19 protein-coding genes are annotated in these 21,859 nt (G+C 55.3%); 10 read left to right on the top strand and 9 right to left on the bottom strand.

Annotated features, from left to right (window positions below; translation table 11 throughout):
- The first annotated feature begins 95 nt into the window (after window positions 1-95).
- The 3 genes from G6Q15_RS08165 to G6Q15_RS08155 are packed head-to-tail and all read left to right on the top strand — an operon-like array spanning window position 96 to window position 3,272.
- Entirely contained in the window at window positions 96-1,865 is a 1,770-nt protein-coding gene (locus G6Q15_RS08165) for an SH3 domain-containing protein (protein WP_164117578.1), read from the top strand.
- A 60-nt stretch (window positions 1,866-1,925) separates the two neighbouring features.
- Complete coding sequence (locus G6Q15_RS08160) at window positions 1,926-2,384, top strand: MaoC family dehydratase (protein ID WP_164117576.1); 459 nt, start codon at window positions 1,926-1,928, stop codon at window positions 2,382-2,384.
- A gap of 9 nt (window positions 2,385-2,393) precedes the next feature.
- A complete protein-coding gene (locus G6Q15_RS08155) occupies window positions 2,394-3,272 on the top strand; it encodes a CoA ester lyase (RefSeq protein ID WP_164117574.1) in 879 nt (292 codons plus the stop codon).
- 3 nt (window positions 3,273-3,275) lie between these two features.
- On the opposite strand, the gene G6Q15_RS08150 is transcribed toward G6Q15_RS08155, so the two are convergent.
- From G6Q15_RS08150 to G6Q15_RS08140, 3 genes are read right to left on the bottom strand one after another with little or no spacing between them, the layout of a single operon-like run.
- On the bottom strand, window positions 3,276-4,232 hold the full coding sequence (locus G6Q15_RS08150; protein ID WP_164117572.1) for a HupE/UreJ family protein: 957 nt from the start codon (window positions 4,230-4,232) through the stop codon (window positions 3,276-3,278).
- Between the two features lie 38 nt (window positions 4,233-4,270).
- Window positions 4,271-5,104: a peptidylprolyl isomerase gene (locus G6Q15_RS08145; protein ID WP_164117570.1), complete on the bottom strand. Its 834-nt coding sequence runs from the start codon at window positions 5,102-5,104 to the stop codon at window positions 4,271-4,273.
- Between the two features lie 11 nt (window positions 5,105-5,115).
- Entirely contained in the window at window positions 5,116-7,011 is a 1,896-nt protein-coding gene (locus tag G6Q15_RS08140; protein ID WP_164117568.1) for a DUF3604 domain-containing protein, read from the bottom strand.
- Between the two features lie 183 nt (window positions 7,012-7,194).
- Here G6Q15_RS08140 and G6Q15_RS08135 point away from each other — a divergent pair, with 183 nt between their 5' ends.
- From G6Q15_RS08135 to G6Q15_RS08125, 3 genes are read left to right on the top strand one after another with little or no spacing between them, the layout of a single operon-like run.
- Window positions 7,195-8,754, top strand: a complete 1,560-nt coding sequence (locus G6Q15_RS08135; RefSeq protein ID WP_164117565.1) for a peptide ABC transporter substrate-binding protein — start codon at window positions 7,195-7,197, stop codon at window positions 8,752-8,754.
- On the top strand, window positions 8,751-10,253 hold the full coding sequence (locus G6Q15_RS08130; protein ID WP_164117563.1) for an ABC transporter substrate-binding protein: 1,503 nt from the start codon (window positions 8,751-8,753) through the stop codon (window positions 10,251-10,253). The genes G6Q15_RS08135 and G6Q15_RS08130 overlap by 4 nt, the downstream gene beginning before the upstream one ends.
- A 31-nt stretch (window positions 10,254-10,284) precedes the next feature.
- Window positions 10,285-10,743, top strand: coding sequence for a DUF4112 domain-containing protein (locus G6Q15_RS08125; protein ID WP_240330812.1), 459 nt, complete (start codon window positions 10,285-10,287; stop codon window positions 10,741-10,743).
- Window positions 10,744-10,772: 29 nt separating this feature from the next.
- On the opposite strand, the gene G6Q15_RS08120 is transcribed toward G6Q15_RS08125, so the two are convergent.
- On the bottom strand, window positions 10,773-13,082 hold the full coding sequence (locus tag G6Q15_RS08120; RefSeq protein WP_164117561.1) for a CDC48 family AAA ATPase: 2,310 nt from the start codon (window positions 13,080-13,082) through the stop codon (window positions 10,773-10,775).
- 450 nt (window positions 13,083-13,532) lie between these two features.
- Between G6Q15_RS08120 and G6Q15_RS08115 the strand changes: the two genes are divergently transcribed.
- Window positions 13,533-14,417, top strand: coding sequence for a LysR substrate-binding domain-containing protein (locus tag G6Q15_RS08115; RefSeq protein ID WP_164117559.1), 885 nt, complete (start codon window positions 13,533-13,535; stop codon window positions 14,415-14,417).
- A gap of 56 nt (window positions 14,418-14,473) precedes the next feature.
- Here G6Q15_RS08115 and G6Q15_RS08110 read toward each other — a convergent pair whose 3' ends face one another.
- On the bottom strand, window positions 14,474-14,920 hold the full coding sequence (locus tag G6Q15_RS08110) for a peptidylprolyl isomerase (RefSeq protein WP_164117558.1): 447 nt from the start codon (window positions 14,918-14,920) through the stop codon (window positions 14,474-14,476).
- 154 nt (window positions 14,921-15,074) lie between these two features.
- Between G6Q15_RS08110 and mgtE the strand changes: the two genes are divergently transcribed.
- From mgtE to G6Q15_RS08095, 3 genes are all read left to right on the top strand, one after another.
- Window positions 15,075-16,508, top strand: coding sequence for a magnesium transporter (gene mgtE / locus G6Q15_RS08105; RefSeq protein WP_164117555.1), 1,434 nt, complete (start codon window positions 15,075-15,077; stop codon window positions 16,506-16,508).
- A gap of 55 nt (window positions 16,509-16,563) precedes the next feature.
- Complete coding sequence (locus tag G6Q15_RS08100) at window positions 16,564-16,968, top strand: DUF1489 domain-containing protein (protein WP_164117553.1); 405 nt, start codon at window positions 16,564-16,566, stop codon at window positions 16,966-16,968.
- A gap of 67 nt (window positions 16,969-17,035) precedes the next feature.
- The gene (locus G6Q15_RS08095) at window positions 17,036-17,827 is read left to right on the top strand and encodes a CPBP family intramembrane glutamic endopeptidase (RefSeq protein ID WP_164117551.1); all 792 of its coding nucleotides are present in this window, start codon (window positions 17,036-17,038) and stop codon (window positions 17,825-17,827) included.
- Here the strand turns inward: G6Q15_RS08095 and G6Q15_RS08090 are convergent.
- The 4 genes from G6Q15_RS08090 to mutY are packed head-to-tail and all read right to left on the bottom strand — an operon-like array spanning window position 17,808 to window position 21,855.
- On the bottom strand, window positions 17,808-18,467 hold the full coding sequence (locus G6Q15_RS08090) for a DsbA family oxidoreductase (RefSeq protein WP_164117548.1): 660 nt from the start codon (window positions 18,465-18,467) through the stop codon (window positions 17,808-17,810). The genes G6Q15_RS08095 and G6Q15_RS08090 overlap by 20 nt on opposite strands.
- A gap of 24 nt (window positions 18,468-18,491) precedes the next feature.
- Window positions 18,492-19,385: an NAD(+) diphosphatase gene (nudC, locus tag G6Q15_RS08085; RefSeq protein ID WP_164117546.1), complete on the bottom strand. Its 894-nt coding sequence runs from the start codon at window positions 19,383-19,385 to the stop codon at window positions 18,492-18,494.
- 6 nt (window positions 19,386-19,391) lie between these two features.
- The gene (locus tag G6Q15_RS08080) at window positions 19,392-20,771 is read right to left on the bottom strand and encodes a serine hydrolase domain-containing protein (protein WP_240330811.1); all 1,380 of its coding nucleotides are present in this window, start codon (window positions 20,769-20,771) and stop codon (window positions 19,392-19,394) included.
- Window positions 20,722-21,855, bottom strand: a complete 1,134-nt coding sequence (gene mutY / locus G6Q15_RS08075) for an A/G-specific adenine glycosylase (protein ID WP_164117544.1) — start codon at window positions 21,853-21,855, stop codon at window positions 20,722-20,724. The genes G6Q15_RS08080 and mutY overlap by 50 nt, the downstream gene beginning before the upstream one ends.
- Between the last annotated feature and the right edge of the window lie 4 nt (window positions 21,856-21,859).

The raw sequence follows: 21,859 nt of genomic DNA, 5'->3' as shown, positions 1-21,859 counted from the left end.
GCCTTGCCCGGGCATCTCTTCAAAGAGGTGTATAGCATAGACAATACGGATAAGATTCGCAAAATTAATTTGCGGCGATATAACGAGAGACAAATATGTCTGACGAAACCAGCCTTTATCCCGCCATAAATGTAAAGATTGGTCGCCATAACAGGCGGCTATACCATCCCGCTGACCTGAAGACAGCAGTGCGGCTGGGCGATATCCGCAGTGACACACGGATCATTTACGAAGCCGCGCTGGGCGAGCGAGAGGAAATGGCGGCGCGCGATTGTCCGCAACTCACCGACCTGCTGAAAGAATTTGGCAGACCGGAACAAGAGGATGAACAGCCAAAATCCAGATCACCATTTGCAAACGATCAGCCCGATGCAGGAGGAAAGCCTCTTGCAGATAGGGTGGATAATAGCGTGCAGCCTGGGGCTGTGGCACATGCGTCCTCGCCGCCAGAAGGACTGACAGGTTATGCCTTTGATATCATCACCGATTATAACGACATCGACACCCCCGCAGACCTGCTCGATTTTGATGAAACCTACCTGCCCTATGCGCTGAATAACCGCACTAGCGAGGACCCGGCTATCCTTGCAAAGGACAAACGGCCGCGTTTCTGGCTTATTCCTGATGAAGAGGAAGAGCATAAGGCCCATCTGGTTCCGGGCAGCGACAGTTATATCAATTGGGAAAGATATCGCGAGAAATCAGCTGAAAATCCATTTGCGCATCATTTTCTGATGGTGCCGGGCGAACGGTTGAAACTCATCCGCCCGGCGGTCATGGTAAAAGGAGTTGATGGCTGGGAATTGCTTGAACAGGGCGTGATTGAAGGTTTTGCTGAACCTGAAGCAAAAGCCGAAGAAGCGCTTCCACCAGCGGCTGACCCATATCCGGAAACTCCCCAGCCTAACGACATTATCGTGCCGGAAATGCAGCTGCCACCTGAAAAGAGCAAGACACGGCGCAATGTCATCATCGTCCTGGGCTTGCTCGGATCGGTGTTCTTACTTGAAAAATGCATGCAGGACGGCAGCTTTAGCCAGCTGGATGATCAGGCAGGCGACACCCGTCCACCCAATATGTGCGAAGGCACGGGGCAAGGCTATGTCAGCCGCAATATGGCAAGCGAAGCAGATACGCTTTACATGGACCGTGACACCAATGTGCGGGCCGGAGCCGGTGTTTCCAACCGCAAGATCGGCACAGTCAAACGCGGCGACCAACTGGAACTGCGCCGCGCCCGCGACAAATCGCAAGAGAACTGGTACCAGATTACATCGGGTGCGCATTGCGGCCATTATGTCTATTCCTATGCCGACACGCCCCCTGACACCGCACCACCAGCATTTATCAGCCAGACCAATGTGCGCCGTGAGGTGCAGGAAGATACACCGTTGCTGGACCGCCCCGATGGCAGTATTATCGGCACTGTTCCGGCAAGTCGCACCGTATCCTATGTCGGCGAGGTTGCGGGCGGCTTTGGCGAGATCATAGATGCCAACCAGGATAATCTACTGGGCTATATCACGCTGTCCGCCTTTGATAGAAAGGCACGCGCCACCGACAATACCGGGCTGGCAGTGGAAAATACCTGTTCCTATCCAGTCCGGCTCTATATCCGCATGGAAGCGCGCGGGCCCAGTGCACAGGGTGCAATCACACTCCGCCCCGGCGAGAGGCGCCCCGCGCTTACCTATACCGATGGTACAAAAGTGCATCCGGTATCTGCCGAAGCGCAGATATATGCCGAACGAGATGATTTCACGATGGGCAGCGCGCAGCTTCAGGACTGGCGACCAGACACGCAGGCCTATACGGCAGAGATTGACGAAAATGACAATTACCTGATTTCACCGGAATGTGAGTGAGTTGTTGATTGTTCATTGCGCCGCCCATATCAGGGGACGATATATTCAAGGGAGCAAAACATGGCAGGTAAATGGTTTGACGAACTGGAGGTGGGGCAGGTTTTCCACCATGATATCCGCCGCACGCTGACTGAAACCGACAACCTTCTGTTCACCGCCATGACGCACAACCCGGCGCAACTGCATCTGGATGATGAATATTGCAGACAGGAAACCGAATTCGGGCAGCGGTTGGTCAACAGCTATTTCACACTCGGTCTGATGGTCGGGATTTCAGTGGGTGACACCACATTGGGCACTGCGGTCGCCAATCTGGGCAATGATGAGGTGCGTTTTCCCAAACCACTGTTCCACGGTGACACGATCCGTGTGGAGACCGAAGTCATCGAGCTTCGGGAAAGCAAATCACGCCCTGAACAGGGCATCGTCAAATTCCAGCACCGCGCCTATAACCAGCATGAAGAGCTAGTCGCGAGCTGTATCCGCTCCGGCCTGCAGCGCAAGAAACCGAAAGGCTAAGGATTTCACATGAAACCAATCCGTTCTTTCCTTTTTATTCCCGGCGACAGCGAAAAAAAAATTGCCAAGGCTGATGCTACTGGTGCCGATGCCATTATATTCGACCTGGAAGATGCCGTGGCGATGGATAACAAGGCGGCCGCACGAAAGCTGACCGCTGCTGCGCTTGCGGACAGGCCGCCGGGCAAGCGTGTGTGCCAGCTCTGGGTACGGATTAATCCGATGGACAGCGGCATGGCAAAAGACGATCTCGCCGCGATAATTGCCGGTCAGCCGGACGGTATCATGTTGCCCAAAGCGAACAGCCCGGCAGATGTCGCCACGCTTTCACAGTGGCTGGACGCGATGGAAATGGAGTCAGAGCTGGACACAGGCTCAGTCAAAATCCTACCACTCACGACCGAAACGGCAATCGCGCCTTTTTACCTGGGCGAATATGCAAGCGCAGGCCTTACCCGGCTCTACGGCCTTACCTGGGGCGCGGAAGACCTGGCGGCAGCGCTGGGTGCCAGCACCAACCTAGGCGCGGACGGAACATGGGCCTTCACATATAAAATGGTGCGCTCAATGTGCCTTATGGCGGCGCATGCGAGTGGCGTCGAAGCAGTCGAGACCGTCTATGTCGACTTCCGCGACAGCGAAGGCCTGCGCACCGCCTGTCTGGCCGCGCGTAGCGAGGGATTTAGCGGACGCATGGCGATCCATCCCGCGCAGGTCCCGGTCATCAACGAAGCATTCACCCCGTCGGAAAAGGAAGTGGCCCATGCAGCTCGCGTAGTGGCTGCCTTTGCTGACAACCCCGGCAGCGGCGTGGTCGGACTGGACGGCAAGATGCTCGATGTCCCGCATCTGAAAGCTGCACAAAGAGTGCTGGCGCAGGCGGAATAGATTCTACGAAATCAATCGCTCAATAAACCAAAAACATGCTGTAATGCCAATGGCATAGGCGGCAGTTATGCGGATTGCTTTATAGCTAGACTTGTCCCTGCGGAAGATCAGCCATAATAACGCCGAAGCGGCGGCGACAATCAGTAACTGGCCAGCCTCGACGCCTAGATTGAATGTGAGCAGCGCCATCGGCACGTCTCCCTCTGGCAAGCCAATTTCGGCCAGCGCGCCTGCAAAGCCAAAACCATGGAGCAGTCCGAACAGGAAAGCGACAATCCATGGCAAGCGCTGTGACAAACGTGGAGCTTCATTTCGCGATTTTACCACTTCCACGGCAAGGAAAATAATCGACAGTGCAATGACCACCTCAACCGGCCAGATGGGTAAGGAGACAAAGCCAAGTGTCGTACCTGCCAGGGTCAGCGAATGCGCCACGGTAAAGGCTGTCACCGCTTTTGCAATGGGCCATAACGCGCCGTTCCGCCCGGCATGCAACAACAGGGCAAGCGCGATTACAAACAGCAAATGATCGAACCCCGCCAATATATGCTCCATACCAAGCACGAAATAGGTCCAGGCCACATTCTCGGCGTGCGCAGCTTCAAGCAGCGTGACAACCGGCTGAGCCGCTGTGAGCTGCAATGTCTGCAGCGCGCCATCAAGCGGCTGCACCCGCAGCAATATGTTCGCATCATCGGCATCAAGCCCAGCCATGCCAAGCACCATGCCTTGTAAGTCACCGCATTGCAGGGTGTAAGTGGTAAGCCGCGCCGCCGCAGTAAATTCCTGCCGCGGTTCGTTTTCCTGCCTGCATCTTTCAGGAATGACCGGCGCGCCCGCGCTGACGATGCGACTATTCAGTGGCGCTTTCCACAGGACTTGCCATTCACCCGATGTTGTTTCGGTCCATTCGAGATAGCCGGGACGTATCTCATCCGCCTGTGCAGGCAGGATCGTCATACACAACGTGAGAAAGACAAACAGATAGCGGAAAAACCTCATTGGAAAGACGCAACACGCACGTCATATTGCCTGCGCAGATCGCGATAAACCGCTGTCTTTTGCGCCGCGATCTTTTGTGCGCGCCAATCGTTCAGAACACGTTGCCGGATATCGGTAAGCCTGACAGTATCATCTGCAGTACGGCTATCGATCCGTACAAGATGCCAGCCAAAACCGGATTCTACCGGGCCTGTCCATGCGCCTGTTTCAATATCATTCAACCGAGTAGCAAAAGCGCTACCAAACTGCCGTGCAATCGCATCTTTATCTGCATTTTCAACCCGTGCGGGAAGTGAAATTTTCTGCCTGAGGCTACCGGGATCAATCGTCCCGGCATTAAGGCTGCGCAGTGTTTCTGGTGCATCTTCCACCGCGTCACGGCCCATATATATCTGCTGGAAACTGGTTACAGAATTCCCGCCATATACCTCCGGGTTGACCTCCAGATATGTCTGCAACACGGCATCACCTGGATCATCCGTATTCGCCTGTTGTTCGGCCAGATACTCCATCTTACGCGCCATCCGGCGGCGGACAATCACATCATCACGGTCAAATCCCAGCCTGAGCGCTTCGCGGTAAAAAATTTCCTCACGGATACGGCTCTCAATCAGGCCCTTCATTTCCGCCTTGGTCGGCGGACGCTGCCGAGTGCCCATCCAGTTTGCGGCCAGAGTGCGGATTTCTTCCTCACTTACCGTAATTCGGTAAGTTTCGGCATCACGCCCGGCTCCGCTCCATCCATAAAGCGCAAAGACAAGCCCGCCCGCAAGCAGGAAGTGCACCAGCGGTTCGCGAACCAGAAACTTGACAAAACCGGCGAATGTCATGGCAGCGTGGGTCAGCCTTTCGGACTATACCAGATGGGCGAGCTATAGGCGCGTTCCTGATGCACCTTGATAACCTCATCCGGCAAGGTGAAGCCATATTTCACGGCATCATAGACTGGCCAGCGCGGGGTAGGTATTTCCAGCACACGGACATAGTAAAATGCCTGATTGTCCGCATCGAAATCAGGGTCCTGCCAGAATGTCGCAAGCTCCGCCGCGCCGATGGAATTGTCGTAGCCGGGCTTGCTCAAATCCACCGTGCTGCCCACAGCCGGAATTTTTCCATCCGCACCGGGCCGCCGGTTTTCCATATCGCTCCAGGCGATATCGTAGATTTTTTCCCGCACTTCACCGCCCGCATCAACCCAGCCTTTGACAATCTGCACCCGGTCCAGATTCGCCCCTTCCGGATCCATCAGCGCGCTGACCAGAAATGCGGGCGCCTTGCCCTCCCCTCCGCTCAAACCACCGCCCATGGGAACGCCGCGCGCATAGCCCGCCTTCACCCAGTCGGCATCCATGTCCTCGGCGGTAAAATCCCAGCCGCCGAACAACCGTACGGTCATGCGCGGTCCGGTGGTGGCATAGGTTTCGCGCCGCTGCATCGCATCGAAAATCGCTTCACGCGTGTTGCTGGTCGCCCAGACGGCGGCATAACCACTCGACAGATAGTGCCAGCCAAAACGCCCCATTCGCGTGCCCAGATTCTGCGGCGTGATCGCCCGGTTCTTTTCCGAAGGCTCATTGCCGGTATGCTTGCCGAAGAAGTTATCTTCATCCGCCGTCGCTAGCGATGTGTGCGAATCGGTCGAACCAATCATGCCGAACTTGAACGGATTCACGCCAACATCCAGCATGATTTTCATGCCGTTCTTGAGCGCGGACCGGACATAATTCGCCTCCTGCATGTCATCGATGGTTTCCAGTGTCGCACTCAGATTGGCCTTGTCCCATCCTGCGACGCCAAAGCTCGCAAACTCGTCATTCGGTGACAGGAAGGGATGGCTCTCGCTATCCCCCTTGATCTGCGTCACTTCGACAATCGGTTCATGTTTTGCGCGGCTTTCCGCATAGGCCCGGTCAATCGGACTGCCATCCGCCTTGGTCGCGGCAAACATGGTGCCGCCCGACACATTACTGTTATGCGGAATGGCCAGTACCTTGCCGCCTGTATTCACTTCATAGTTGTCCATATAAGCCCAGAGGTCTTCTGGATCCTGGGACAGGGTCGATGCGAAAGGAATGACTTTCGTCACTTTGTCGCTGTCATCGCGGAACATGACGACGCGGTGCTGGTTGTTGCCCTGCGGCATCGGTGTGTACTCAAAACCCATAAACGCGGTGAATTTGCCAGGCTCATTATAATCGTCGATGAGCTTGCCGTGCTCGCTCCACAGGTCACCAACACGCTCTGACTGTGCATCCGCATCGGTCAGGCTTTCCGGCAGGGTGCCATTGGCGGCCCCGTCGATCAGCTCTGCCGTAACCCGCAGTGAACCTTCTTCGCTTTCGTGCATCATGTCATACCAGCGCAGCAGGAAATCATCACGGATAAACATGCGCGGCGCTTCATACAGCGCCTTGGTGGCACCCATGGCGGCGGCATGATCCGCAATGACTAGGAAATCGAGTGGGCGATCGAGTTTCGCCTCTGTCCCCTTGGTCGACGTCACCTGCTCACCGCGGGCAAAACGCAGCGCGGATTCCGCATCCAGCCGGTTGCCAAAACCAAAGGCGTCAATGCTGTTCGACGTGTGCAGATGCGTGTCACCCCAAAAAACCTGCTCGGGATAAGCGCTATTGGCGACTTCGGTCTTTCCCCTTGTGCCAGTATTTTCTCCACATGAAGCAAACGCCATCGCACTGGCGCATAGTAACGCTATGGCTGTTTTCTGATATTTCGGCATCACCACACCCTCCTCGTATATCGCCCCGCCCTTTTAGGGTCTGTCACAGGCTGACCCAGCCAAAGTGCCGCAAAGCCGTGATGGCGTCAATGCGAGGCTTCAGATGAAGGCGTGCAAAAGTCTTTATTTGCGGCATCGTTTATGGATGGCCAGAAAACCGGAAAGCCGATAGTGTTGGCGCTCATGAAGCATATTATATCTCTTCTGTGGCTAACCTTGGGCCTTACGCTGATGTCATGCAGCCCTGCCGATATCGGTAGCAATAACAAACCAGCAGATACATTGCTGCGCCTCGCAGACTCCGAGATACGCGGGCTCGACCCACAAAAATATGGTGACCTTTCCAGCATGCGTGTGGCCATGGACCAGTTTGAGGGCCTCACTCGCTTTAACGCTATGGGAGAGACCATTCCTGGGTTGGCCGAAAGCTGGCGCGTCTCCGATGGTGGATTAACCTGGACATTCACATTGCGTGATGCGTTGCATTTTTCCGATGGAACCTCGATAAAAGCCGAACTGTTCCCGGCTGTATGGGATAGGCTCCACTCGGCGCAGACTGCATCGCCGCACATACCGCTTTTCGCCGTTATAGACGGCATATCCGCACCAGATGATCAGGTAGTGAAAGTAAAGCTTAAACAGCCAATGCCGCAATTGCCTGCATTGTTCGCACATCCTGCTCTCGCCGCCCTGCCATTGCACATTATTGCTGCGAAGGGTGATGACTGGACAGCTGATCGCCCGCTCGTCACCAGCGGGGCATATCGGCTTACAGGCTGGCGATTGAATGACCAGTTGCAACTGGCCGCCAATCCGGCATGGCATGATGCGCCTGTGGCCATAGCGAACATAAGATGGAAACCCGTAGAAGACAGCCTGACCGCCATGCGCCTATTCATGGGTGGTGGCGCTGACATCGCCACTGACTATCCGGAAAGTCGGCATGAATGGCTAGGGGAAAAACTGGGTAATGCCGTGCGCAGCGGCCCTTATCTTGGTAGCTATTATTTCACGCTCAGCACCCGCAAACCGCCCTTTGATGACAGCCGCGTGCGGCAGGCTTTGTCTATGTCAGTCGATAGGGAATGGCTGTCACGCAAACTTTCCATATTGCATACACCCCCTGCATGGGGCGTTGTACCACCCGCGCTTTATGGCGGGGATGAAATCAAGCCAGACTGGGCAAATAAGCCTTTGCAAAAAAGACGCAAGATGGCCCGTGACCTGCTTCTGGATGCGGGTTATTCACCCAACAACCCGCTCACATTCGACATCCGCATAAACAGTTCGACCGAACACCGCCGCATGGCAGTTGCCCTGGCCGCAATGTGGGGAGAACTGGGCATAGAGGCGCGTATATTGAATAGCGAAGCGGCACTGCATTTTGCCAGCATGCGGCGTGGTGATTTTACCATGGCGCGTTCGGGCTGGATCGCGGATATCCCCGCACCTGAAAATTTCCTGTTGGTCCATATGTCAGGCAGTGGGCCGGGAAACTATTCGGGCTATAGCAACCCTGAATTCGACAAGGCATTGGCAACAGCCATGGCGGAGGCTGATCCGGAAAAACGGACACAAAAGATGCAGAGAGCCGAAACGATCCTGATTGCCGACGCGCCTGTCATACCGCTTTACTATTACCTTACCCGCTCACTTGTGGCTCCGCGTGTGTTGGGATGGCAAGATAACGCTTCCAATATTCATCCAAGCGCTACATTATCGCTGCAGGACTCACATGAATGAGGAAGGCTGCCGATACCATGCCCGGACATATCGCCCTGTCTGTCAAAATGCGCTGCTACACAGGTATGACGGCGCTCTTGCTGGCATCCTGCGGTAGCAACGCGGACCAGACACTCGATATTTCGGTAATTGACAACGACTCATCCATTTTCAACACAGAGCGTAGCAACCTGTCACCAGGTCCACGCCTTGTGCGCGGCGCCGTGGCGCAGGGGTTGGTTGCACATGATTCTACCGGGCAACTGGTGCCCGCGCTGGCGGCGCGGTGGATCGTCACGGATGATGGACAAAGCTTCATATTCCGACTGAAAGATACAAAGTGGGCCGACGGCAGTGAAGTGACAGCGCGCCAAGTCGCGGGCGCATTGCGTGAGCGCATTAAAATGGAAAGGCAGGGCCGCCTAGGGCGCGATTTAAGCGAAATACGCGACATACGGTCCATGACTGGACGGGTCGTCGAAATACGTCTTTCTTCCGCTGATCCAGACCTTTTGCAAATACTGGCACAGCCTGAAATGGGTATCAGCCGCAATGGCCTGGGTACCGGACCTCTTACAAAGGTCGTCACGGGACAACGTATTGATTTTATGGTTCCCGTTGACGAACGAGATGAAGATACGGATGATGTTCCAAACCCTGAAATTCCTGCCCTTACATTGCGCGCAGATACAGCGGCGCAGGCCATTTCACGCTATCAGATGGATTTTGCGGAAATTGTCACAGGCGGACGGTTTCAGAATTTACCGCTGATCAGCATTGCTCAGGTAAACCGTAGCGAAATCCGGATTGACCCGGTATCCGGCCTTTTTGGCCTGCTATTTGTTGAAGACAGTAAATTCCTGTCTGATAGTGTGGTACGCGAAGCTATTTCCATGGCTGTTGATCGTTCCCGTTTCCGCACCGCCCTGAATATCGAGACAGAAGACATCACCAACAGGATCATTCCTGACTTTGTGGACGATTATGACAGCATTGCCGAAGAACCATGGAACGATCTGGGCATGGCAGCGCGGCGTTCAGTCGCCAAGCGCCGCATTGATGGCTGGGTTGCCAATAATGGCGAAACGCCGGTTCTGCGCATCGCACTGCCACAGGGGCCCGGTGCGGACATGCTATTTGCAACTGTGAACGGAGATTTGCAGGCCATCGGACTGATCAGTGAGCGTGTTGCGCATACAGCCAATGCCGATTTGCGCCTGATTGATGAAGTCGCAAGCTATAATGGCGTGGCCTGGTATCTCAATCAGCTTTCGTGCGGGCGCAGGAACATATGCGACAAAAAAGGCGATACGCTGCTTAAACAGGCCAAAAGCGCCATAGACCTTTCCGAACGCGCACGGATAATGGCGCAGGTGGAACAGAGTATGGCGAGTTACCACAGCTTTATTGTACTGGGACAGCCCATACGCTGGAGCCTGATAAAAGAGGAATATGAAGGCTTTGCGCTCAACCCGCTTGGCTATCACCCCTTGCCCAATCTGGCAGTAATCCCCAAATAGAGTGCAAGGTAAGGTTTTTGGGAGGATGGGGATGGCAATACGCCCCGAAAAAATGAACAATCCGGCTGACTATGTCAGTCAGGAACAACTGGATCAGATCAAAGCGAATTTTCCGCAGCTTGGCACAGACCCAGCAGCCATCCGTAAACGTGTGGAAGCACTTGAACTTGTGCTGGAACGCAGCTTCGTAATTCCCGGGATTAACCGGCATGTCGGGCTGGACTCGATTGTCGGACTAGTGCCCGTTGTCGGCGATATTATCACCGCGGCAATGGGCGCCTACATGGTATGGGAAGCCCGCAACCTTGGCATGTCCAAGTTCCAGATGACACGCATGGCCGCCAATGTCGGCATAGATGCCCTGCTCGGGGCCGTACCGCTTGCAGGCGACCTGTTCGACTTCCTGTACCGTTCCAACACGAAAAACCTGCGTATTATCCGCAAACATCTCGACAAGCACCACCCTGAAACCAAGGTCATAGAAGGCTAACACCGGCCGCAGCAAATCCGGTATATGGATCAGTCTTCATGCTTTTTTTCGCGTGTGGATTTAAGCATGCCTGGTGCCACAAAGCCCATTGAATCAACCCGCATCGCCTTTTCGCGCAGCTTGCTCTCAATGGTGGCATATTCTTCGATCATTTCAGGCGTGACAGATGCCCGTGATGCCTCCAGCGCCTTTTCAAAATTGGCCATGGAGACTTCATCTACATCCGACCCCTTTTCGCGCAGCGCAAAAAGCCCCGCACGCCGGACCAAGTCCTCCAGGTCAGCACCCGTATAGCGATCGGTGCGTTCGGCTATGCTGTCCAGGTCAACATCTTTCGCAAGCGGCATTTCATCGGTGTGGATGCCAAGTATCCGGCGACGGCCCTTTTCGTCAGGCACAGTGACATAGACCAGTTCATCGAACCGGCCCGGCCGTAGTAATGCAGGATCAACAAGATTTGGCCGATTGGTCGCGCCAATAAGTACTACAGACTGCAATTCCTCCAGCCCATCCATTTCGGACAGGAGCGTATTTACGACACGGTCCGTTACGCCTGAACTGGCCGCACCTCTCTTTCCGCGTGAAGGCACAAGCGAATCAATCTCATCGATAAACAGCACGCAGGGCGCCACCTGCCTTGCCCGCGCAAAGAGACGGGCGATCTGCTGCTCGCTCTCGCCATACCATTTTGACAGCAGGTCAGACGACTTGGTGGCAATAAAATTGGCATCTGATTCCTTGGCGACCGCCTTGGCCAGCAGCGTTTTGCCTGTTCCCGGCGGACCATAAAGCAAAAAGCCCTTGGCGGGGCGAATGCCGAGCCGGTGAAAAGCATCCGGGTTTTTGAGCGGCAATTCAACCCCTTCCTTGAGCTGCGCCTGCGCATCATCAAGGCCCCCAATATCATTCCAGCCAACATCAGGCGCCTGAACCATGACCTCACGCATCGCTGATGGCTGAACGCGCTTGACCGCTTCCATAAAATCATCGCGCGTCACGCTCAGCGTATCTAGCACATCTGCGGGGATAGTCCCTTCTTCCAGATTGAGTTTTGGCATCAGCCGCCGCACAGCCTCAATCGCTGCTTCACGCGACAGCGCGGCAATATCTGCACCAACAAATCCGTATGTGGTGCGGGCCAGCTCTTTCAGATCGACATTATCCGCCAGCGGCATGCCGCGGGTATGGATTGCAAATATTTCGCGGCGTCCGGCCTCATCCGGCACACCGACAATAATTTCGCGGTCAAAACGTCCCGGACGACGCAGCGCTTCATCGATGGCATCGGGCCGGTTGGTCGCCGCAATCACTACTAGGTTTACGCGCGCTTCCAGGCCATCCATCAGGGTCAAAAGCTGGGCAACGAGGCGTTTTTCCGCCTCGCCCTGCACATTTTCCCGTTTCGGTGCGATCGAGTCGATCTCGTCGATAAACAGGATGGATGGCGCCGATTTTGAAGCTTCCTCAAATATCTCGCGCAATTTCTTTTCGGATTCACCATAGGCCGACCCCATAATCTCAGGGCCGTTGATCAGGAAGAAATTGGCATCGCTTTCATTGGCGACCGCACGCGCCAGCCGCGTTTTGCCGGTACCCGGAGGGCCATGCAGCAATACACCGCGCGGCGGGTCAACACCCAGCCGGGTGAACAGCTCGGGATAGCGCAGCGGCAACTCCACCATCTCGCGGAGCTGGTCGATTGTCTCGACCATCCCTCCAATATCATCATAGGTGACATCGGCGCGGCGCATTTCAGTCGCCGCTTCATATTCTGGACGCAGCTCAACTTCGGTATCGGCATCAATATGCACGAATCCCTGCGGCGCGGTCGATACGACCACCAGCCTGATTTCGGCCAATGCATAGGCTGGTGCCGCCAGCATCTGCTGTAGCTGTGGCGGCATATCGCCGCGATCAACCCTTTGCTGGCCATGTGTCGCGACAAAATCGCCGGCCGTAATAGGCCGCCCCGCAAATGTACGCTTGAGAGCGCCCGTATTCCCCTGCAACCGTAAATCCTTTTGTGCAGGTGCCAGTACAACACGCTTGGCAGGCTTGGCTTCTGATTTCTTGATGCGGACAAAATCCCCTGAACCAATGCCCGCATTGGCGCGCTGTAATCCGTCCAAGCGAACCAGCTCCAGGCCTTCATCTTCGGCATAGGGTAAAACTGCGCGCGCAGGTGTGGAGCGCTTGCCGACAATTTCCACGACGTCACCTTCCATTACACCGATTTCCGTCATGATATCCCGGCTGATCCGGGCAAGTCCGCGCCCGCTATCTTCCGGTCTGGCGCTGGCAACCTGCAACTTGCGGCCTTCGGCTGTGTCTGCTGGCATATAATCGTCCCGTCATTTTGATTTTCGGAAAAAATATCTTGTGAAAAATCAAACTAGGAATTGCAACGGTGCATTGCAAACCCCTTGCCGGGCTTTCCCCATTATACCAGGTAAATTCCTGCAGACCTGAAAGAGGGATATCTCAAAACCCCGCGGCTTTATTTCTATGATTGCATAGAGTTAATCACACGGTTAATATGGATTCAGGACAAAAAAAGGGAGCCAGTGCGAACACTGGCTCCATAAAAGTTTTTAGGAGAGGATGCCTGAAAGGCGCATTCTATATGCAGTCGCACTGATTTTTGTGCAAGTGCGAAAAGAACGAACTTAGTTGCAAAATATGCAACATTAGCCTAGGAAGATTGGGCTTTTAGATTAGAATAGTAACAATTGTGTTTTTGTGCAGCGCAATATTTCCACTAGTTTGTCAATCGTTGTCACTTTAAGGAGTTGGACTTGCGACGTTTACCCCCATTGAGATCGCTTGAGGCATTTGTTCGTGTGGCACGGCTGGGTTCTGCAAAAGCGGCGGCAAGCGAACTGGCGCTGTCCCCTTCCGCGCTCAGCCGCCGCATAGGGGCACTCGAAGAATTTATGGGCAAAAAGCTCTTTCGCCGCCAGAATCAGATTCTGACCCTGAATGACGATGGCGAATCGCTGTTCAAGACCGTGGCTCCGGCGCTGGAAGGGCTGGCAGAGGCTGTACACGACCATATGGATGACAGCCGTAACATACGCCTGCGCCTGGGTGTATTGCCATTATTCGCCAGCCAGCGGCTGTTTCCACACCTGCCAGAGCTTCGCCGCATGTATCCCTTGCTGCACATTGACACGGTTACAACAGGCCATAGCGAAAATTTCCTGGGTGATACGCTGGATGCTGCCATTATCCTGGCCAAACAGGTTGATCCGGCTCTGCATTCGGTCCGGCTCGACCATAATTTTGTCTATGCCATCACATCGACAGAGCTGGCGTCAACATTGGGAGACACGCCCGAAGCGGATTTATTATCCAAGCAGACATTCCTGATCCATGCCGACATGCCCGAATCGTTTGAAAGCTGGAAAGAGGCGCTGGGGCTTGCCGGTCTCACGCCAGCAGCCATTGATCATTTTGACAGCGGACCGTTGATGCTGGAAGCTGCCGCACAAGGGCTGGGCATAGCCATTTTGCATGACGACCATCTCAGCCGCAGCCATGATGCCCGGCTGGCGCAACTTTATGATGTGAAGGTGGAAAGCCCCTATAGCTACTGGTTTGTGTGCAAGCCCCGAGCACTGGAAACACGGGCCGTGCGGTTATTTCACAATTGGCTCGTCAAAACCGAAATCTAGATACAAAAGTGCCGTCCCCGCATTAGGCAGGAACGGCACTTTTGATCAGTCACCAGTTAGCCGATCTTGGCGGATTTGATTGCGCCGGGTTCTGCCGGTGGTTCGCCTTTGGGCAGCGCGTCAATATGTTCCATACCGCTTTCGACCTGGCCCCATACTGTGTATTGGCCATCCAGAAATTCGGCATCATCAAAACAGATGAAAAACTGGCTGTTCGCGCTGTTCGGGTCCATGGTGCGCGCCATTGAGCACGTACCGCGTGTATGTGGTTCGCTATTGAACTCCTGGTCCAGGTCAGGCTTGTCGCTGCCGCCAATACCGGTTCCATTCGGGCAGCCACCTTGTGCCATAAAGCCGGGGATCACGCGGTGAAATTTGATGCCATCGTAAAAACCTTCGCTGGCAAGTTCCGTGATGCGTTCAACATGCTTGGGCGCAAGGTCAGGGCGCAATTTTATGACAACATCACCGCTGTCGAGATTCAAGGTCAGGGTATCGGACATTTTCGGGAATTCCTTTCATGGAAGTGAAACAGTTGCAGCCGATATAGACATGCACCTGCAAATGTCACGGGTGGAAGTGAGTCTTTCTTGCACTTTGCCCCTCATTCCGCCAAACACGGCGCAAGGGTTCACGTGATAGGGAAAGGGGCGCGTTATGACAGATCAGCACGACAACGATTTGCCCGATACACTGCACGCTGACATAGCGCAGGCCGCACCCAGTCCTGATAATTTCGATGAAGACAACCGGCTGCGCCCGGAATTTGTAAGGCGGATTACAAAATCCCTGGAACAAGGCAATGGCGAACAGGCTTATGAGCTTGTCGAGCCATTACACCCCGCCGATATTGCCGACCTTTTCGAGCTGGTTGACAAGGAATATCGTCCGCTGCTTGCCTCTGCCCTGTCCGACCTTATGGGTGCGGACGTACTGGCGGAGATTAATGATTATGTGCGCGAAGACATAATCGATTTCCTGCCTGCAGAGCAGGTGGCCGATTTTGCCGGGCAGCTGGAAACCGATGACGCCGTTGCGATTATCGAGGATCTCGATGATCAGGACCAGCAGGCGGTTCTGGCCGAGCTTGATGCCGAAGACCGCGCAGCGATTGAAAGCGCGCTGTCCTATCCGGAAGAATCGGCAGGCCGGCTTATGCAACGCGACCTGGTTGCCGTGCCGGAGCATATGGCTGTCGGGCAGCTGATAGACTATCTGCGCGAGCATAAGGAGCTGACCACCGAATTCTGGGAAATATTCGTCGTTGACCCTTCGCATAAACCCATCGGGGCGTGCCAGTTGAGCTGGATCATGCGCACCCCACGCGAAGTAACACTGGGCGATGTCATGAAGCGCGACCAGACCTTGATCCCCGTTGATATGGATCAGGAAGAAGTTGCGCTGCGTTTCCAGAAATACGGGCTTATTTCCGCAGCAGTTGTCGATGAAAATGGCCGCCTTGTCGGACAAGTCACTGTCGATGATATTATCCATATCGTTCAGGAAGAAGCGGGTGAGGATATCCTGCGTCTGTCCGGTGCGGGCGAAGGCGATATTAACGAGCCTATCCGTGACAGTTACAGCTCGCGTGTCCGCTGGCTGATTGCCAATCTTGGCACCGCATTGGTCGCCAGTTTTATCATTGCCATGTTTGGTGGGGCGATTGAAAAGCTCGTGGCGCTTGCCGTGCTGATGCCGATTGTCGCCTCCATTGGCGGCAATGCAGGTACGCAGACCATGGCGGTCGCCGTACGCGCACTGGCCATGAACCAGCTCACAAGATCGAATACCCGGCGCATCGTGCTTCGTGAATTGCGCGTCGCCTTGCTGAACGGGGTTACGGTCGCACTGCTCACCGGCATGGGAACAGCAGCGGTGTTTGGTGATGTGATGCTGGGCGTCGTGATCGCACTGGCAATCCTTATCAACATTATCGTCGCCGGCATGGCAGGCGTACTTGTGCCGGTGACGCTGGAGCGGATGGATCAGGATCCGGCAGTTGCTTCATCAGTATTTGTCACCATGATTACTGACTCGATGGGATTTTTCGCGTTCCTTGGACTTGCCGTGGCCAGTGGCCTGGTGGGGTAGGCATTTCGTAACACCAAGGTTGTCATAAAGGTTTCCATTGCCCACATAGAATATCATGCCGCTTCATATGACGAAAATCGCGTTTCGTAGCGAAAGTTCAGCAACGCTGAGGCGCTGGCTGGAATCGCACATAAAGCAAGGCGAAGCACGGCTCACCACGCGCTATATGCCCAAGCGTCACGAGGATATGGTGGGCGGCTCACTTTATTGGATCCACACCAGCACAATTGTCGGGCGTAGTCCGATATTGGGCTTTATGGAAAACGGGGAAGGCAGACACTGGATACGTCTCGAACCCACACTTATCGCCGTGCGTCCCGTGCCGCGCCGTGCACATCAGGGCTGGCGCTATCTGGAGCAGGCTGATGCACCGCCGGACCTCGACAGTGTCGAAGCCGATGGCCGCGATAATATGCCCCCGCGTATGCTGGGCGAACTCACCAAGCTGGGGCTGGTATAAGACGGTTAACAGTCTTGCAGGTCATGTCCGCCTGCTTTAGCGATGGTGCATAGCAAAGGGGCCAGACATGACAAACAAAGTAATTTTGAAACAGCGAGATTCCGTTTCGGTAACCGCTGAAAGGAAATTCCCCACCATTTGGACCAGCGCCATCTGGCTCGCGCTGTTTTTCGGACTGCAGATCGTATTCAGCGTTATCGCTGTTTTCATTGCCCTGGTCGGATCAGCTGCAGAAGGCGGCATAACCCCTGGCCAGATGGCAAGCATGACCGCCGACCTGAAAGTCATCGCGCTGCCAACTATCTGGGCACTCACCGCTTCCAATCTGGTCATCACGCTTGCGGCATTCTGGTTCATTAACCGTAAACCAGAGCGTGTGCAGGCCGTCGGGCTCGACCATTGGGGCCGATATGGCATGGGCATGACCATATTGCTGACCATCGGTGTGCTGGGCGCGGCGATGGCGTTCACCCATCTTTATGCCACCTATGCAATTCCCGATATTGAAGCGCAGGCTGCCATGAAACGTTTGTTTGAGGCCATTCCCGACACCATAGGCAACACCATATTGCTGTTTGTCGCGGTAGCGATATTGGCTCCTATAGCCGAGGAACTGGTATTTCGCGGTTTCCTGCAAAACAGCCTGATGCACCATATGCCGCCTTTTGCCGCAATTGCACTGGCATCGGTTATATTCGCCGCGATCCATTTCAATTTCTACGCCTTCCCCGCACTGGCGGCGCTGGGTGCGGCTTTCGGCTATCTCTATTACAAAACTGGCTCACTGCGGGTGAATATTGCGATGCACATCATCAATAATGCACTCGCGCTCGCACTGCCTATGCTGGCGCCGCAATAACTTTCCGGATCACCTGCGCAAATGTTTCAGCATCCTGCGCGCCAGGCACCATGAACTTCTCTGCAAAGATAATCGCGGGCACACCGTTAATATCACGTTCGCGCCAGAAATGCTGTTCAGCCCGCACCCGTGCGGCGTGATCGACATCAATCAGCTTGGCTGCAGCCTGTTCACGGTCAAGACCAATGCTTTCCGCCACATCGAGCAGCACGTCGCTATCGCTCACATCCCGGCCCTGCTGAAAATAAGCCGCAAACAGCGCCAGTTTCAACTCGGTCTGCTTTGCACCGCCCATGTCTTTGCCGACCCAGCTGAGCAGCAGGTGCGCCTTGAACGTATTATAAATCCGCGATTCAGGCGTGTAACTGAAATCAAAGCCCAACGCTGCCCCCGCATCGGCGATACGCTGCCGCGCCTGCGCGCTTTGTTCCACTGTTGAGCCATATTTGCGCTGAATATGTTCGCCGCTGTTCTCGCCTTCGGGCGGCATATCGGGATTAAGCTCAAAAGGGTGCCAGAAGAAATCGGGCTCAACTTGATCGCCCACTATTTCCAGCGCCTTCATAAGCTGCCTATAGCCAATAATGCACCATGGGCAGACCACGTCAGATACAATATCGATACGCAACTTATGAGTCATGGAAATTCTCCGGAATTAAATTGTTTAACTGCGCATGCTCAGCCAGTGTTCAAGCAGGTTATAGGCGATGGCAAAAGGTGGCGGTGCAATAAATGGCGCATCCGGATCACCCACCATCGCGGCGCGGACATCTGTCTCGCCGAACCAACCCGCTTCCTCGATTTCGGTAGTATCCAGCGTCAATGCAGGATCATCGCAAATGCTAGTGCAGGCAATCATCAGCGAAGATGGAAACGGCCATGGCTGACTGGCAACATAGCGCACATCGCGCACCTTTATGCCGGCTTCTTCCCACAATTCGCGGGCCACGCCTTCCTCAATGCTTTCACCGGGTTCAATAAAGCCTGCCAGCGCAGAGAAACGTTTAACAGGAAAGCGCGGCTGGCGACCCAACAGCACTTTGCCATCATGTTCGGCAAGCATGATGGCTACCGGGTCAACACGCGGAAAATGTTCCGCACCGCACCCGCCATTATCTGTTAGGCAATGCCGCGCCCAGCCGCCTTTGGCGAGCACAGTTTTACTGCCGCAATTGGCGCAAAAATTATGACGCATGTGCCAATCAACCACCGAACGCGCACCGCCATAGAGCGCAAGCTGCTCAGCCGGCAATGCCATCAGGCCCTGCCACAGCCGCGGGTTTGCCGGTCCCGCATCACCTGTCCCTCCTGCGCGCACTTCAGCAAAACAGGGCACGTCTTTGTCCAGCCCCAGAAAAATGAGATCGCTGTCTTCTGCTGCATCGGCCAGGCTGCCCCATGCAAGGCCACCATTGTGGTCAAACTGTGGCTCGAGCCCATCCATTTTGAGCAGGCGGGCACGGAACGTCATCAGCTCCACCAGCCTGTCCGGGTCCACGCGTATCTGGTCCGCGCGCTCTATCGTGGCGCCGGTCAAACCGGGAGTCGAAAAGGTCATGCGGGCTTATCCGCCCATCAGGTCGCGATAAACAAGCTGACCGAATTCCTGCTGGAACGGATAAGTGTCAGCGGGCATATATTGCGCATAACCGCCCGCGCGAAAGCCGCGTACATTGTCGACAAATGCCGCTGTGCCAGCGGCCCCGCCCCAGCCAAATGTGCCTTTCGGACTGGTCGGTGTGCCAAGACCGACACGGCCGCCCGCACCAAAGCCCTGTCCTTCGACCCATGTTCCCTTGGTTTGCACGCCTTCGGGCAGGATATTGGACATGCCCAAAGTGGCCACGCGTTCCGACATGATCCGCGTACCGTCCAACGCGCCCTTACCAAGCAGCATGGCAAGAAAGCGGTCATAATCGCGCGCGCTACTCACCAGTCCCGCGCCGCCAAAGGGGAAGGCCGGTTTTTCAAGGTAAATACTGTCGCTGGCCGGATCAATCGGGAACAGCACTGGCCCCACAGGGGCGTAATTGGTAGTGAAACGGCCAGCTTCGCTTTCCGGCACCTGAAAAAACGTGCTGGTCATGTCCAGCGGATCGAATATTCTGGTTTTCAGGAATTTACCGAATTCCACACCCGACGCCTGCTGGATCACATAGCCGAGCAGGTCCAGGCTGATCGAATAGCTCCATTTCGCGCCCGGTTCGGCGATCAGCGGCAATGACGCGACACGGCGCGAAAATTCATCAATGGATGGGGTCGGTGCAGGTACCGGGAAACCCGGCAGCGTCTGTTTACTGACCACGCCGGGTGCAATACCGAGCCGGTTATATTCGTTCAGCAGCGGACCTTTGGTGATGATATTATAGCCCAATCCCGCTGTATGCGTCAGCAGGTGGCGCACTGTCATCTGCATTTTTGCGGGCATCGCGTCCAAACTATTCGCCGGATCGGTCAGCACCTTCATATTGGCAAATTCGGGCAATATGTCCGCAACCGGCGTGTCGAGTGACAGCTTGCCTTCATCGACCAGTATCATCGCCGCCATGCCAGTCACTGGCTTGGTCATCGAATAGATGCGCCAGAGCGAATCCTGGTCCACCGCCACGGCGCTGTCAGTCGCCAATGTGCCGCGGCTGATATATTGCGGCGCATCCGCGCCAAAGCCGATCGCGGCCATCATCGATGCCACTTTTTTCTGTGCGACATAGCTTTCAATCTCTGCCGTGAGCAGCGGAAATGTCGCTACCCCTGTCTTGGTAGCCGTTTTTGCGGTGGCCAGTGAACGCGTTGCATAGGCGGGCGACGCGGCGAGCAGCCCCATCAGACCAGCGGAACGCAGCAGGTGGCGGCGGCTTAGATTGGCGGTAATATCTTGCATCGGGTTCGGCATTTCACTCTCCGGTTTGCGCATTATCATGGGTGCGCTTTTGAATCTTTTCATAAGCCGTCACGGCCTTTGTGAACAAGGTCGGCAATCCCGCGTCTGCGATTTCGCCGAGCGGCCACCATTCCCCCGCATTCAGTGGCATATCGAAATCTTTACCGCGATAGACGACCAAATCAAGGGTAAGGGCAAAATGCGTAAAGACATGCGCGACTGCATCAGGCCGTTTTTCCCAAGGGCCATCCGGCAGGAATCCATTCGACATATCGCCATTTCCGCTACGGCGTGCTGACCAATTATCGGATGGCAATGCGCGCATCCCCGCCAGCATGCCGGTATCCGAACGCCTGATCAGCCAGATTTTATTTTTGTGCTCAATCCAGAAAACCGCGCCACGCCGCACTGGCTTTGTCTTTTTGGGCGGTTTGACGGGGAACACCGTGGGTGTACCTTTTGCAAATGCTGCGCAGTTCTCCCTGATGGGGCACAGCGTGCAGGCGGGTTCGCGGACCGAACAAACGCCCGCCCCCAGATCCATCATCGCCTGCGCAAAATCCCCGGTACGGACGTCGGGTGTGATGCTATTGGTGCACTGGCGGATTTCGGTACGTGCACCGGGTAAGGGCTGTGAAATAGCAAATAGCCGTGCCACTACACGTTCGACATTGGCATCGACCACCACCGCGCGCTGGCCAAAGGCAATCGCGGCAATCGCTGCCGCCGTATAGGGGCCAATGCCCGGCAGTTTCAGCAGTTCCGCTTCGGTATCGGGAAACTTTCCACCATGTTCCTTTGCCACCACGCGCGCGCATTTCAGCAGGTTGCGGGCCCGCGCATAATAGCCAAGCCCGGCCCATGCCGCCATTACATCGGCATCATCGGCGGCGGCGAGAGCCTCCACATCTTTCCACCGCCGGGTGAATTTCGCAAAATAGGGCTTAACCGCCGCCACAGTCGTCTGTTGCAGCATAATTTCGGACAGCCAGACATGATAGGGCCTGAAGTCATTGAAGTTGGCACGTGTCTCACCCGGCATTCTGCGCCATGGCAAGGTGCGGGCATGCATGTCATACCAGCCAAGCAGGCGCGCTGCGACGTCATCTGACTTTTCCACAATTCCTGCTTTGCCCTTGGCTATCATGGGG

The organism is Sphingorhabdus sp. Alg239-R122, from assembly GCF_900537065.1.
In the GTDB taxonomy this organism is placed as follows: Bacteria; Pseudomonadota; Alphaproteobacteria; order Sphingomonadales; family Sphingomonadaceae; genus Alg239-R122.
Note: the sequence above shows the minus strand (reverse complement) of the source record. Positions and strands in the feature narration are given on the sequence as shown.